The organism is Flavobacterium sp. UBA7682 (genome assembly GCF_002482945.1).
Classification (GTDB): Bacteria; Bacteroidota; Bacteroidia; order Flavobacteriales; family Flavobacteriaceae; genus Flavobacterium.
Genome location: NZ_DLGY01000049.1, coordinates 43861 through 57121, shown reverse-complemented (window position 1 = coordinate 57121; position 13261 = coordinate 43861). Strand labels below are relative to the sequence as shown.

Below are 13261 nucleotides of genomic sequence, written 5' to 3'. Positions count from 1 at the left end.
ATAATGAATAACGTGTTTCATTTCGGGGATATCTAAACCTCGTGCTGCCAAATCAGTAGTAACCAAGTAACTCACACTTCCGTTTCTGAACTGAATTAAAGCACGTTCACGTTCATCTTGATCCATTCCGCCGTGATAATACGTAGCGTAAATTCCTTTTTCGTTTAAAGCATCACTAATGCGTTCGGCCGCATCACGGTGATTACAGAAAATCAAAGCCGATTGCGATTTTAAAGAACAAATCAAATTGAACAAACTGCCAATCTTGTCTTTCTCTTTCGAAACTACCATTTTCATCGAAAGATTAACTTTCTCTTCTTCAGATGGAATAAAATCTAAAACGGTTGGGTGAACTACTTTCGTATACTTAGGAATTTCAATACCAGAAGTGGCTGAAACCAATACGCGTTTGTTCAATTTTGATAACCGACTGATGATAAAAGACATTTGCTCATGAAAACCTAATTGTAATGATTTGTCAAACTCGTCTAAAACCAAAGTCTGAATTCGATCCACTTTAAAAGTGCCTCTGTCAATATGATCGGCAATTCGTCCCGGAGTTCCAATTAAAACCGCGGGTGGATTCGATAAATTTTTGATTTCGGTTTCGATGGAATGACCGCCGTAACACACATTGACTTTATAAGCCGTGCCCATCTTTTTCCAAACTTGCTCAATCTGCAATCCTAATTCACGTGAAGGCACTAAAATCAAGCATTGCACGCCTGCGACTTGCTCGTCTAACAATTCGAAAATTGGCAATAAAAAAGCGAGTGTTTTACCGGAACCTGTTGGCGAAAGCAATAAAACATCGCGGTCGCTTACAATGGTTTCTTGGGCAGCAAGTTGCATTTCATTTAAGCTGTCAATGCCTAAATTCAAAAGTATATTATTGGAATGATGGTGATTTGTCATTCGGCAAAGGTAACAATAAGTGGTCAGTGTTCAGTATTTAGTGATCAGTTAAAAGTACTGACTGATTACTAAATACTATTTCAAAAGCTTTTTCTCATTTTCGAATGTTGTTAAGTACTCTGGGTTCATAGTATTCAACATAAAAACTGAACACTGAACACTGACCACTGAACATTATTTCAAAAGTTTCTCTTCTTCAAACAACAATTTAATATTCTCATACGAGTTTTTCAATGCTTCTTTAATCTGCTCCGGATTGAGCCAAGCGACTTTTTCGATGCCTTCGTTGGCTTGAGGTTTTGGTGTGCCTTCGAAATTGGTTCGCATTTCGAACCAATGGGTGATTTTTAGTTTGTATTTACCATTGCGTTTGAAAACGTGATACGTTTTTTGGAGTTTGTGGCTAATTTTTAAATTAGTGACTCCGGTTTCTTCTTCGACTTCGCGGGTTGCAGTATCTTCAATTTCTTCGCCTTTTTCGATTCCACCCTTGGGCAAATCCCATTTTCCGTTTCTAAAAATGAACAAAACGTCTCCGGCTTTGTTGTAAACCAATCCGCCACCGGCTTTACAAACCGGAATTTTTTCTTTCACTTTTTTGAGTATCGCCTTTTCATCAGGATAATACAAATAAGCTTTCTGAATTTTGTTCTGGAACATTTTGATGATGACTTGCTCAATATCAACACTTTCCAATAAGAACAATTGAAAATCGGTTTCTTTGGCGACTTCGTTGGTTAAAAAAAGTGGTTTATCGTTGACAAAAACTTTATACATTTGTATTATGATTTTTAATAAAGACACAGCCGAAAAAACAGCCGAATTGCTTTTACAAATAAATGCAATTAAATTGAATCCTAAAAATCCTTTTACATGGGCTTCAGGATGGCACTCTCCAATTTACTGCGACAACCGATTAATCCTATCGTTCCCGGCGATAAGAAATTTTGTACGCGAAGAATTTTCTAAGCATATTGAGAAAGAATTTGGTAAACCCGACGTCATTGCCGGAGTAGCCACCGGAGCCATAGGTATCGGGATGCTCGTAGCCGAATACATGGGATTGCCTTTTGTATACGTTCGTCCGGAACCTAAAAAACACGGTAGACAAAACCAAGTAGAAGGCTTTCTGCAAAGCGGTCAGAACGTAGTTGTTGTGGAAGATTTAATCAGTACAGGAAACAGCAGTTTGTTGGCTGTAGAAGCTTTAAAAGAAGCCGGTGCACACGTAAAAGGTATGGTGGCCATCTTCACTTATGGTTTTGATGTAGCGGTAGAAAATTTCAAAAATGCCAACGTTGAGTTAAATACCTTAGCCGATTACGAACATTTATTACATTTGGCCGTTGCCAAAAATTATATCACCGAAAAAGAATTATCCACTTTACAAGAATGGCGTAAGAATCCGTCGACTTGGAATGTGTAAATTTGATAATAGATAATAGACGTTTAGAAAATAGACTTTTCATTTTTTTCTCTAGGCCTATTATCTCTCATCTTTCAAAATAAAACAAAAAAATATGAATTTAGAGAGCCCAAAAGTTACGGTAGAAAAATCAGCCGAATATTTATTCAACGCTTTATCGGATGTGAAAAACTTCGAGAAACTAATGCCGGAAAATATTGCTAAGTTTGAAGTATTGGGTGACGATATTTTCAATTTTGGTTTAAAAGGCATGCCCGAAATCAAATTGAGATTAAAAGAAGGCGTGCCGCATTCTAAAGTAAATCTTGCCGCAGCCAGCGATAAATTACCGTTTACTTTGACTGCTAATCTCGATAGTATTTCGGAAACTTCAACAGGCGTTCAATTGCATTTTGAAGGCGATTTCAATCCCATGATGGCGATGATGATTAAAGGTCCGATTTCAAAGTTTATTGAGACTTTGGCGGAGAATATGCATAAGTTGTAAAAAATTACGAATAACCAAATAATAAAAAAAGCTACTTTTCAGTAGCTTTTTTTTGTGTTCTGTCATTTCGACCAAAGGGAGAAATCACAATCCCTGAAAAAAAATTATTTAACTGTCGTTAATCTTTTATCCACAACACGCTCCATATAATCTTGTACATTTGATATTAAGAGGAGAATGTCCGGTGGACATTCGGCATTTCTTGTTTGTTATTTAACTGTCGTTAGTCGCTTATCCACGACACGTTCCATGTAGTCCTGAACAAACGCCTTACATCTTAACTCAATCGCATTCATTTCGGCATTGCGCTGTCCAATTAAGTTCTTCGCCATTCCCCTATCGTCTTTATCATAAAAACCAACCGCTTTGGTTCCGTCAAACGTGCAAATATAATTACCGCTCATAAATTGGTACACATTCGCGCCGTATTTTATCACAAACGGTGGAACGGTCTTTTCATTAATCAAACTTCTGCCCCAACTCCTGAAAGGTTTTTGGTAGCCAATCATGTCTAATAAAGTTGGGTAAATATCGATTTGTTGCGCTAAATCATTGTTGACACCAACGTATTTTTTATTCGCCGAATAAAACAAAATCGGAACTGTATTTCGGTTGAATTCCTTTCGGTATTCGTCATAAGCGATGGTATTGCCATGGTCGGCAACCAAAACAAAAATTGTGTTGTTGTACCAAGGTTGTTTTTTCGCTTCCGCAAAGAAACGCTTCAAAGCAAAATCGGTATACCCTATACATTCGTTTATTTTTACTTTTCCTTTCGGAAATTTGCCCTCATATTTTTCGGGAACTTTATACGGTTCATGGGAAGACACCGAGAACATTGTCGCCATAAAAGGCTGTTTCTTCTGCGTTAGTGTCTTATTGAAATACTGGAAAAAAGGTTCGTCCCAAATACCCCAAACACCATCAAAATCGGCATCATTATTATATTCCGTCTTACCATAATAATGGTCGTAACCCAGTATATTTCCGAAACCTAAAAATCCCATCGAACCATTTGGCGCACCGTGAAAAAAGGAAGTGTCGTAACCTTCGCTTTCTAACGTAGAAACCAAAGATTCTATTTTTTGCTTGGGATAAGGAGAAGACGTAAACGCATTTTTAAAAGAAGGAACACCGGCAATGATCGAAGAAACACCGTGAATGGATTTCCAGCCGTTGGCATGCGCATTAGTAAAAATTAAACTATGTTGCGCCAAAGAATCCACAAATGGTGTATAACCCACATAATCCGGAATTTTAGTGCCTTTGTTGAAAGCACCGCTGTATTCTCGACCAAAACTTTCGAGGATAAAAATCACGATATTCGGTTTGGTTGACGGATTATTTTTGTACTGTTTTATGGGTACTAATAAACTATCCACTTGTGCTTTGGAAACAAAATTGACTTTCTTAAATGTATTGGCATTCCAAGTCCGAATAATCGCAAAAGGCGTATTCAAAACCACATCGGCTTGACCGGCATTTTGTACATAACGATTGGCATCCAATAAGTTAATTGGTCGCGTACTTTTCTTAAAATCGCCTCTGATTCCGCCAATACAAAGTGTTGTAATCAAAAGGAAACTAGCTATAGAAGCACCAAAATATTTGGCCGTTGGTTTTTCGGTGACTTGTTTTATTTTAGTTGTTCTATAGAGTAAAATCCAAATGTAAGCCAAGGCAAAAAACAACAAGAAGACATGCCAATAATTCAATAAGAAGTTAAAGAGTAAAGCCGTTTTGTTGCTCTCATTTTCCAGCGTATCTAACGAAGCTCTTGTACTTCTACTGAAAGTATAACGATAGTAAATAAAGTCAATAAAATTGGCGGAATACATCAATAGATTGGTTACAAAATAAAGATAGAACAATACTTTCTGATACGCTTTTTTGGTATTAATTATCGCCGGAAAAACGGAGGCAATAATAAACAACGCATTGGTATACAAAATCGTAGTGGTATCAAACGCCAAACCGTGGTAACAAAGCTTTAGCAATTCGAAAACACCATCAATTTCAATTAAACTTTGATTGTAAACGTAAAATAGGATTCGGGCAATAAAATAAAAGCCGTAAGCCAGTAATAATCTAATGGCCATTACTTTGTATTCGGCTATTCTAGGGAATTTTTTCATGTTGGAAATAAAAACAAACGATGCAAAACTACAGAATTCGATAGTAGGAGCCGCTATATTTTAAATTATTATTGTGTTTAATTACAATAATCCTTAATTTGCATCAAATTAACGACCAAAATGACTAACATCACACGCCTTTTTGATTTTGCTTACTACCAACTCGAAAAGAACAATATGCCCAATTGCCTCGTAACTAAATATGATGGTCAATGGGTTTCTACTTCTACGAAAGAATATGTCGATAAAGCCAATGCGATTTCCAGAGCTTTGTTGCGATTGAACATTCAAAAAAATGACAAAATAGCCATCATTTCCTCTAGTAATAGAACCGAATGGAACATTATGGATGTTGGTGTTTTACAAATTGGTGCCCAAACCGTTCCGATTTATCCAACCATTTCAGCTGAAGATTATGCTTATATATTAAATCATTCAGAATCAACTTATTGTTTTGTTTCAGATGAAGTGGTATATCAAAAATTAATGTCGGTTAAAGCCGAAATTCCATTGCTTCAAGAAATCTATTCATTCAAAGAAATTGAAGGTTGTAAAAACTGGAAAACGTTATTGGAACTTGGCGAAGACCAAAGTAACCAAGACGTAGTCGAAGACCGAAAAAACAATGTAAAACCGGAAGAATTAGCAACCATCATTTATACTTCCGGAACCACCGGAAAACCAAAAGGTGTAATGTTATCACACAACAATATCGTTTCCAATGTTTTAGACAGTTCGCCTCGCATTCCATTTGAAGAAGGAACTAGTGTAGCGTTGAGTTTTCTACCGATTTGTCACATTTTTGAACGGGTAATTTTATACATCTATCAATATTATTCAGTTTCCATTTACTTCGCAGAATCGATTGAAAAATTATCTGATAATATTAAAGAAGTAAAACCAACGGTGTTTTCAGTTGTGCCAAGGTTGCTCGAAAAAGTATACGATAAAATTATTGCTAAAGGAGACGATTTAAGTGGTATTAAGAAGAAACTATTCTTTTGGGCGATTGACTTAGGCTTGCGTTACGAACCTTATGGCGCCAATGGTTTTTGGTATGAATTCCAATTAAAAATTGCGCGTAAATTGATTTTCAGCAAATGGCAAGAAGGTTTGGGTGGCAACTTGAACGTTATGGTTTCAGGAAGTGCTGCATTACAACACCGCTTAATCAGAGTCTTTGCTGCGGCAGGAATGCCGGTCATGGAAGGCTACGGTTTGACCGAAACTTCTCCGGTAATTGCCGTTAATGACCAACGAAATGGTGGTTTTAAAGTCGGAACTGTTGGACGTGTCATCAACAATGTAGAAGTCAAAATTGCCGCTGACGGTGAAATCCTTTGCAAAGGACCAAATGTAATGATGGGTTACTATAAAGACCAAAAACTAACGGATGAAGTTATTATTGACGGTTATTTCCACACCGGCGACATTGGCGAAGTCGATGTAAATGGTTTCCTGAAAATTACTGATCGTAAAAAAGAAATGTTCAAAACTTCCGGTGGAAAATACATTGCACCACAATTGATTGAAAATGCCATGAAACAATCTTTATTCATTGAACAAATCATGGTCATAGGTGATGGCGAAAAAATGCCGGCGGCTTTTATACAACCGAGTTTTGATTTTATTAAGGAATGGGCCAAAAGAAAGAATTTGAATGTTGGAACAACAAATTCAGAAATTGCTGCAAATCCTGACGTGGTTGCTCGAATTGAAAAAGAAGTAGAAAAAATCAATGAAAAATTTGGCAATTGGGAAAAGATAAAACGTTTTGAATTAACGCCGGATGTTTGGTCAATTGATGGCGGGCACCTTACGCCTACACTCAAATTAAAGCGTAAAATTGTACTGGAGAAATACAGAAATTTGTATCAAAAAATATACAACTAACTTAACCCAAGGCGAAGCCGAATTGTATGGAGCGCAGCGGAATAAATTCTTTCAACCATGAAATCGAAGATTCAGGAATACCAAAAAAACAATATTAAAACATGAATAAAATAAAAATATTATTCAGCGTACTGTTAACTGTTTTTTTATTTTCAGGTTGTAAAGAAAGTAAACCCGAGAATACTATAAAGGATAATTACCTCGATTTCTCCAAAAGAGACGACCAAGCTACCGGTGGTATCAAAATGATTCCCATCTCTACTCCTATTGGCAAATTCAATGTTTGGACTAAAAGAGTGGGTAACAATCCAAAAATAAAAGTGCTTTTATTACACGGCGGACCGGGCGGAACACATGAGTTTTTTGAAAGTTTTGACGGCTATTTTCCACAAGAAAGTATTGAATATATTTATTATGACCAATTAGGTTCATACTACAGCGACCAGCCTAACAATAACCAACTTTGGACTACCGAACGCTTTGTGGAAGAAGTAGAACAAGTCCGTAAAGCCTTGAAACTGGACAATACCAACTTCTATTTATTGGGGCAATCTTGGGGCGGAATCTTAGCGATGGAATATGCTTTGAAATATCAAAAAAACTTAAAAGGTCTAATCATTTCTAATATGATGGCAAGCGCTCCGGCCTATAATAAATATGCTGAAGAAGTATTGGGACCAAAATTAGATCCAAAAGTATTTGCCCAAATCAAAGAATTTGAAAAAAACAAAGACTACACCAATCCGAAATACACCGAACTTTTGTTTAAGTATTACTATACGGAACATATCTTAAGAATGCCAATTGACAAATGGCCGGAATCCATCAACAGAGCTTTTAAACATTTGAATCCGAATGTGTATGTTTATATGCAAGGACCAAGTGAGTTTGGCATCACCGGAGACGCCACTTTAAAAGATTGGGACATTACTTCTAAATTGAAAACATTAACCGTTCCGACTTTAGCGATTGGTGCAAAATATGATACTATGGATCCAAAACATATGGAATGGATTTCCAATGAAGTCCAAAACGGACGATTCTTATATTGTCCGAACGGTAGCCATTGCTCGCAATATGACGATCAAAAACATTACTTTCCCGGTGTAATTCAGTTTTTAAAAGACGTTGACAGCGGTCATTTTAAAAAGAAATAAACCCTTAAAAATCAAAACGTTATTAACAATTCAACTTATTAAATAGTTAATAATTAAGCATTTACTAAAACCGTACCTATTCCATATATTGATAATTTTATTGGACTAACCAATAACTATTAATTATGAATACAAAAAACTTTATTGTTGGAGGTATCGTTGGCGGTATCGTTAATTTTCTTTTAGGCTGGGTCATTTATGGCATGTTACTAAAGGACCTTTTTCCCGCTCCCGAAGGAGCAACCGAAAATTTAGCTTTCATCGGATATGGCAGCTTGGCTTTCGGATTTTTGTTGTCTTTTATTTTGGCGCAAGGCGAAAGCGTAACCAAATGTGTTCCCGGAATCAAACTAGCATCGATTGTTGGACTGTTTGTAGCACTGTATTTTAATTTCTTTCAAAATATGTATAGTGCTAGCATGGATGCAAAACAAGTTGCAATTGACACCTTAGCCTCAGTTGTTATAGCAGGTTTTATGGGAGCTTGCATAGCCGTAGTCAATGGAAAAATGAAGTAAGTATTTAATTTTCATAATACAAAACGCCCGACAGTAATTTATCGGGTGTTTTTTTTATTAAAAAAACTTAAAAGATATAAAATACTGCAATTCAAATAATTAAACTTTATTTCAATCTGTGAATTATGCAATTTAAATATATTTTCATGCAATAGTTATTGTCTATAATTAAACAAAATTTGCAGGTAGAAATTTAACAATGTTTAATTATGAATCTTAAACGAATTTTTGGAGCTATACTCACTTTACTTGGAATCGCCAGTCTTATTTTTGCTGCGCAAACATTTCTTTCTGCCAGCGGAACTGAACGAGATATCAAATCGCTAATTATTTATGGCGTATTGGGGTTGATTTTTTTTGTTTCCGGTATAAGTTTGGTAAAAACTACAAAAGACGAGTCTTAAAGAAAGTTAATACATAATTGGTCTTAGGTAAGTAAATACAAAAAAAACATTTGTCTGATTAATTGAGGCTACCCATTTTAAATAGACTACCTTTAACGTATATTATTTCATGATTACAACATTTTGTGGAATTTTTATTTAACAAATATTTATACGAAAATCATGGAAATCATAGAACTCGAAAAATCGAAATCACACATTATTGTTGAAATCATTCAATACATACCAAATGCAGTAGTGAGTAAAACCATCATCCGAAAAACTACAGGTAACATTACAGCATCTTCATTTGATGCAGGAGAAGAACTTCAGGAAAAAACATCACCGTATGATAATTATATACAAATTATTGACGGTGCTGCAGAAATTACGATAAAAGACCTTATGCACAGACTTACTTTGGGCGAAGGAATCATTATTCCGGCACATGCCCGACATAGTTTTAACGCCAACGAACAATTTAAAATGATCTCAACCATTATTAAAAGCGGTTATGAAGATTAGAGAATAAGTTTTATTTAGCACATAAAGCATCATTTTTATTAAGCATAACCTCAGTTAATGTTCCAGTACAGGAAAAGTACTTTAAAAAACTGACCGCTGAAAATGAAGCTATACATCAAATATATGGTCAGTTTGCGTTGCAAAATGTTAGTCAAAGAGGAATTGAAAAATCTAAGACTTCACTTTACAACTGTTGAGCTTGGTGTCGTCGAAATCATGGAAGACATCACCAATGAAAAACGCGAAAAATTAAAAGCGGCACTATTAGAATCCGGGCTCGAATTGATGGATGACAAAAAAGCGATGCTTATCGAAAAGATAAAAATTGTCATCACCGAAATGATTCACTACAACGAAGAACTACCCAAAGTAAATTACTCCGAATACATCAGCAAAATAATGGGTTACGATTACACCTATTTGGCTAATATATTCTCCGAAGTAAAAGGAATTACCATAGAACACTATATCATTGCACACAAAATCGAAAAAGTAAAAGAACTGCTGCTCTACGATGAACTCAATCTTACCGAGATATCCTATCGCATGAACTATAGTAGTGTTTCCCATTTATCTACTCAGTTTAAAAAAGTTACCGGATTAACACCAACCTTCTTTAAAAACCTAAAAGACAAAAAACGGACTCCGCTTGACGATGTGTGAATTATGTCATTTATTTCAAACATTATACAATTCATTTCTATTTTAAAAGTACATCTTTGAACAACTGTTTAAACAACGTACTTTGAAACTCTACATTAAATATATGGTCAGCAATCGTTGCAAAATGATGGTGAAAGACGAACTGAAAAAATTAGGGCTTCATTTCATTATCGTTGATTTGGGCGTGGTTGAAATCATGGAAAATATCTCTGATGAGACAAGAAACTTATTAAAAGTCAATTTATTTGAATCAGGATTAGAATTAATGGATGACAAAAGAGCCATCCTTATTGAAAAAGTAAAAAATGTCATTATTGAAATGATTCACCATTCCGAAGAACCAATCAAAGTTACCTTTTCGGAATATTTGAGTGATAAACTGAATCAGAATTACACCTATTTAGCGAACCTGTTTTCCGAAGTACAAGGAATGACCATTGAGCAATTCATGATTTTGCACAAAGTGGAACGCATCAAGGAATTAATTATCTACGATGAACTCAACATCACCGAAATTGCTTGGAAAATGAATTACAGCAGTGTAGCACATTTATCAACCCAATTCAAAAAAGTAACCGGATTATCACCATCACATTTCAAACTATTAAAAGACAAAAGACGCAACCCGATTGAAGAATTGGGTATTTAATCTTAATATAAAAGCACATGAGCCAAATCCAAAAAGCAGAAGATAAAAACAGCAAAGACAACGATTTGTTTTCTGATTTGTTTGAAAATAGCCCAATCAGCATGGTTTTTATTGACAATAAAACTTCTAAATTTCAATATATCAATAAATCATTTCTGAAATGCTTTGGCTATACTAAAAACGAAATTGTGGGCAAAACCTCTACCGAACTAGGCATTATTGATGCTGAATTTCGAGCAAAAATGACCTTACAGTTGAAAAATGAGGAAGATATCAATAGCATTGAAATTATTTTGAAAAATAAAAAAGGAGAACCATTTTGGTTTTTAGCATCCAGTCAAGCTATGAAATACGAGGGCAATGATTGCGCTCTTATTTCTTTTATAAATATTACAAAACAAAAGAAAACCACTGCCAAATTAGTCGTTGCTAATAAAGAACTGGTTTTTCAGAACCAAGAAAAAGAAAAACGCGCTGCCGAATTAGTTAAGACGAATAAAGAACTCAACATTCAAAATGAAGAAAAAGAAAAACGCGATTTTGAAAACAAAGAGCTCGAAGCCTATAATTACTCCTTAAAATTGGCATCACATTATTCCTTAAGTTTAATAGAAGCGAGTCGAGATCCATTATTTACCATTAGCCCAAAAGGCAAAATTACTGACACCAATCAAGCTTCCGTTCGGGTAACCGGCGTTTCAAAAGAAAAACTGATTGGTTCTAACTTTTTCAATTATTTTACCGAGCCAAAGCAAGCCAAAAAAATATACGAAGAAGTTTTTAAAAAAGGATTCGTAATCGATTATCCTTTAGTAATTACTGATGGAGAATTGGTCCCTGTCTTGTTTAATGGTTCAGTATACAAAGACCAAAACGACAATGTGATTGGTGCCGTAGTCGTAGCTCGTGATATTACCGAACAAAAAAAGGCAGAAAAAGAATTAATCGAAGCCAAAATATTTGCAGAATCAGCTACTATAATAGCCAATGAAGCAGTCAAGTCAAAGCAACAATTCTTATCCAATATGAGCCACGAAATTCGAACACCAATGAATGCAATTATAGGATTTACCAAAGTCGTACTCAAAACAGAATTAACTGCCAAGCAAAAGGAATATCTCACCGCTATAAAAATGAGCGGCGATGCACTCATTGTACTTATCAACGACATCTTAGATTTAGCCAAAGTAGATGCCGGAAAAATGACTTTTGAAAAAACGCCATTCAAACTGAAATTGTCTATCAAAGCGATGCTGCATTTATTTGAAACCAAAATCCAAGAAAAAAACTTAAAATTAGTAACACATTACGACGCTTCAATTCCCGAAGTTTTAGTGGGTGATCCGGTTCGTTTGCACCAAATTATATTAAATTTAGTCAGTAACGCAGTAAAGTTTACCAGCGTTGGAAAAATCACCGTCAGCGCCAAATTGGTTTCCGAAACCGATGACGATGTCGCCATACAATTTTCGGTTACCGATACTGGTATTGGCATCAATGACATTAAAACTGAAACCATCTTTGAAAATTTCCAACAAGCCACCAGCGGAACTTCGAGAATATTTGGCGGTACCGGCTTAGGATTGGCAATTGTAAAACAATTGGTTCAAGCCCAAAACGGAACAATTGATGTAGAAAGTATTATTGGGAAAGGCTCTACTTTTAGCTTTGTCCTTTATTTTGACAAGACCAATATTGAAGATGTTTTAGAACCGGAAATTTCAGAAATTGATACCGAAATAAAAGACACCAAAATCTTAGTCGTTGAAGACATGGAGCTCAACCAACTCCTGATGAAAACAGTATTAGATGACTTTGGTTTTGAATGCGAAATTGCCGCTAACGGCAAAATTGCCATTGATAAACTGGAAAAAAATACTTATGATATTATTTTGATGGATCTGCAAATGCCCGAAATGAACGGTTTTGAAGCTACAGAATACATCCGAAAAAAATTAAAATTAACCCTTCCGATTATAGCTTTGACTGCCGATGTGACAACGGTAGATGTCGCCAAATGCAAAGCCGTCGGAATGAATGATTATATCTCAAAACCTGTTGACGAACGCTTGTTGTACAGCAAATTAATCAGTTTTATCAAAAAACCGATAGCCATAATCGAAAACAATACAGTCGGGAATAAACAAACCCAAATTATCAAATACGTCGATTTGAGTTATTTGACCAAACTTACCAAGGCGAACCCGAAATTAATGACCGAAATGATTAATGCATATATCAAACAAACACCACCATTGGTTTCTTTAATGAAACAAAGCTTAAAGGACAAAGATTGGGGATTATTAAAAGCAACCGCTCATAAAATGATTCCGTCTTTTGCCATCATGGGAATCAATCAGGAGTTTACGGAATTGGCCCAAAAAATTCAAGAGTATGCTGAAAAATTAGAACTTTCAATAGAATTGAATGATTTGGTGGAACAGCTTGAAAATGTTTGTAATCAATCGCTTATCGAATTAAAAAATGAATTGCTCAATATAAAAATATAA

At 35.4% G+C, this 13261-nt stretch carries 13 protein-coding genes; 10 read left to right on the top strand and 3 right to left on the bottom strand.

What is annotated here, in order from left to right:
* The coding region (locus tag B3C16_RS15355) for a DEAD/DEAH box helicase (protein ID WP_291133107.1) at nt 1-915 on the bottom strand (915 nt) is incomplete at its 3' end.
* A gap of 174 nt (nt 916-1089) precedes the next feature.
* Nucleotides 1090-1692, bottom strand: a complete 603-nt coding sequence (locus tag B3C16_RS15350; protein ID WP_121313858.1) for an NUDIX hydrolase — start codon at nt 1690-1692, stop codon at nt 1090-1092.
* Between the two features lie 7 nt (nt 1693-1699).
* On the opposite strand from B3C16_RS15350, the gene pyrE reads away from it, so the two are divergent.
* Together pyrE and B3C16_RS15340 are read left to right on the top strand one after the other, a co-directional pair.
* Nucleotides 1700-2341, top strand: a complete 642-nt coding sequence (pyrE, locus tag B3C16_RS15345) for an orotate phosphoribosyltransferase (RefSeq protein WP_121313859.1) — start codon at nt 1700-1702, stop codon at nt 2339-2341.
* Between the two features lie 94 nt (nt 2342-2435).
* Nucleotides 2436-2828, top strand: a complete 393-nt coding sequence (locus tag B3C16_RS15340) for an SRPBCC family protein (protein WP_121313860.1) — start codon at nt 2436-2438, stop codon at nt 2826-2828.
* 209 nt (nt 2829-3037) lie between these two features.
* Here the strand turns inward: B3C16_RS15340 and B3C16_RS15335 are convergent, their stop codons facing one another.
* The gene (locus tag B3C16_RS15335) at nt 3038-4963 is read right to left on the bottom strand and encodes an LTA synthase family protein (protein ID WP_291133104.1); all 1926 of its coding nucleotides are present in this window, start codon (nt 4961-4963) and stop codon (nt 3038-3040) included.
* A 120-nt stretch (nt 4964-5083) separates the two neighbouring features.
* Between B3C16_RS15335 and B3C16_RS15330 the strand changes: the two genes are divergently transcribed.
* From B3C16_RS15330 to B3C16_RS15295, 8 genes are all read left to right on the top strand, one after another.
* Nucleotides 5084-6856: an AMP-dependent synthetase/ligase gene (locus B3C16_RS15330; RefSeq protein WP_291133102.1), complete on the top strand. Its 1773-nt coding sequence runs from the start codon at nt 5084-5086 to the stop codon at nt 6854-6856.
* 101 nt (nt 6857-6957) lie between these two features.
* Nucleotides 6958-8013 carry a proline iminopeptidase-family hydrolase gene (locus B3C16_RS15325; RefSeq protein WP_121313863.1) on the top strand — a complete coding sequence of 352 codons (1056 nt, stop codon included), beginning with the start codon at nt 6958-6960 and terminating at the stop codon, nt 8011-8013.
* A gap of 125 nt (nt 8014-8138) precedes the next feature.
* Nucleotides 8139-8531: a hypothetical protein gene (locus B3C16_RS15320; RefSeq protein ID WP_121313864.1), complete on the top strand. Its 393-nt coding sequence runs from the start codon at nt 8139-8141 to the stop codon at nt 8529-8531.
* A gap of 209 nt (nt 8532-8740) precedes the next feature.
* Nucleotides 8741-8935 (top strand): hypothetical protein, encoded by a 195-nt coding sequence (locus tag B3C16_RS15315; protein ID WP_121313865.1) that lies wholly within the window; start codon nt 8741-8743, stop codon nt 8933-8935.
* Nucleotides 8936-9097: 162 nt separating this feature from the next.
* The gene (locus B3C16_RS15310) at nt 9098-9439 is read left to right on the top strand and encodes a cupin domain-containing protein (RefSeq protein ID WP_121313866.1); all 342 of its coding nucleotides are present in this window, start codon (nt 9098-9100) and stop codon (nt 9437-9439) included.
* A gap of 102 nt (nt 9440-9541) precedes the next feature.
* Entirely contained in the window at nt 9542-10102 is a 561-nt protein-coding gene (locus tag B3C16_RS15305; RefSeq protein WP_291133098.1) for a helix-turn-helix domain-containing protein, read from the top strand.
* Between the two features lie 103 nt (nt 10103-10205).
* A complete protein-coding gene (locus B3C16_RS15300; RefSeq protein ID WP_291133109.1) occupies nt 10206-10751 on the top strand; it encodes a helix-turn-helix domain-containing protein in 546 nt (181 codons plus the stop codon).
* Between the two features lie 17 nt (nt 10752-10768).
* Nucleotides 10769-13261 carry a PAS domain S-box protein gene (locus B3C16_RS15295; RefSeq protein WP_291133096.1) on the top strand — a complete coding sequence of 831 codons (2493 nt, stop codon included), beginning with the start codon at nt 10769-10771 and terminating at the stop codon, nt 13259-13261.

Excerpts from the sequence above, each read along its gene's own strand:
- B3C16_RS15350 (WP_121313858.1), bottom strand. The coding sequence starts at position 1,692 with ATGTATAAAGTTTTTGTCAACGATAAACCACTTTTTTTAACCAACGAA.
- pyrE (WP_121313859.1), top strand. The coding sequence starts at position 1,700 with ATGATTTTTAATAAAGACACAGCCGAAAAAACAGCCGAATTGCTTTTA.
- B3C16_RS15340 (WP_121313860.1), top strand. The coding sequence starts at position 2,436 with ATGAATTTAGAGAGCCCAAAAGTTACGGTAGAAAAATCAGCCGAATAT.
- B3C16_RS15335 (WP_291133104.1), bottom strand. The coding sequence starts at position 4,963 with ATGAAAAAATTCCCTAGAATAGCCGAATACAAAGTAATGGCCATTAGA.
- B3C16_RS15330 (WP_291133102.1), top strand. The coding sequence starts at position 5,084 with ATGACTAACATCACACGCCTTTTTGATTTTGCTTACTACCAACTCGAA.
- B3C16_RS15325 (WP_121313863.1), top strand. The coding sequence starts at position 6,958 with ATGAATAAAATAAAAATATTATTCAGCGTACTGTTAACTGTTTTTTTA.
- B3C16_RS15320 (WP_121313864.1), top strand. The coding sequence starts at position 8,139 with ATGAATACAAAAAACTTTATTGTTGGAGGTATCGTTGGCGGTATCGTT.
- B3C16_RS15315 (WP_121313865.1), top strand. The coding sequence starts at position 8,741 with ATGAATCTTAAACGAATTTTTGGAGCTATACTCACTTTACTTGGAATC.
- B3C16_RS15310 (WP_121313866.1), top strand. The coding sequence starts at position 9,098 with ATGGAAATCATAGAACTCGAAAAATCGAAATCACACATTATTGTTGAA.
- B3C16_RS15305 (WP_291133098.1), top strand. The coding sequence starts at position 9,542 with ATGAAGCTATACATCAAATATATGGTCAGTTTGCGTTGCAAAATGTTA.
- B3C16_RS15300 (WP_291133109.1), top strand. The coding sequence starts at position 10,206 with ATGGTCAGCAATCGTTGCAAAATGATGGTGAAAGACGAACTGAAAAAA.
- B3C16_RS15295 (WP_291133096.1), top strand. The coding sequence starts at position 10,769 with ATGAGCCAAATCCAAAAAGCAGAAGATAAAAACAGCAAAGACAACGAT.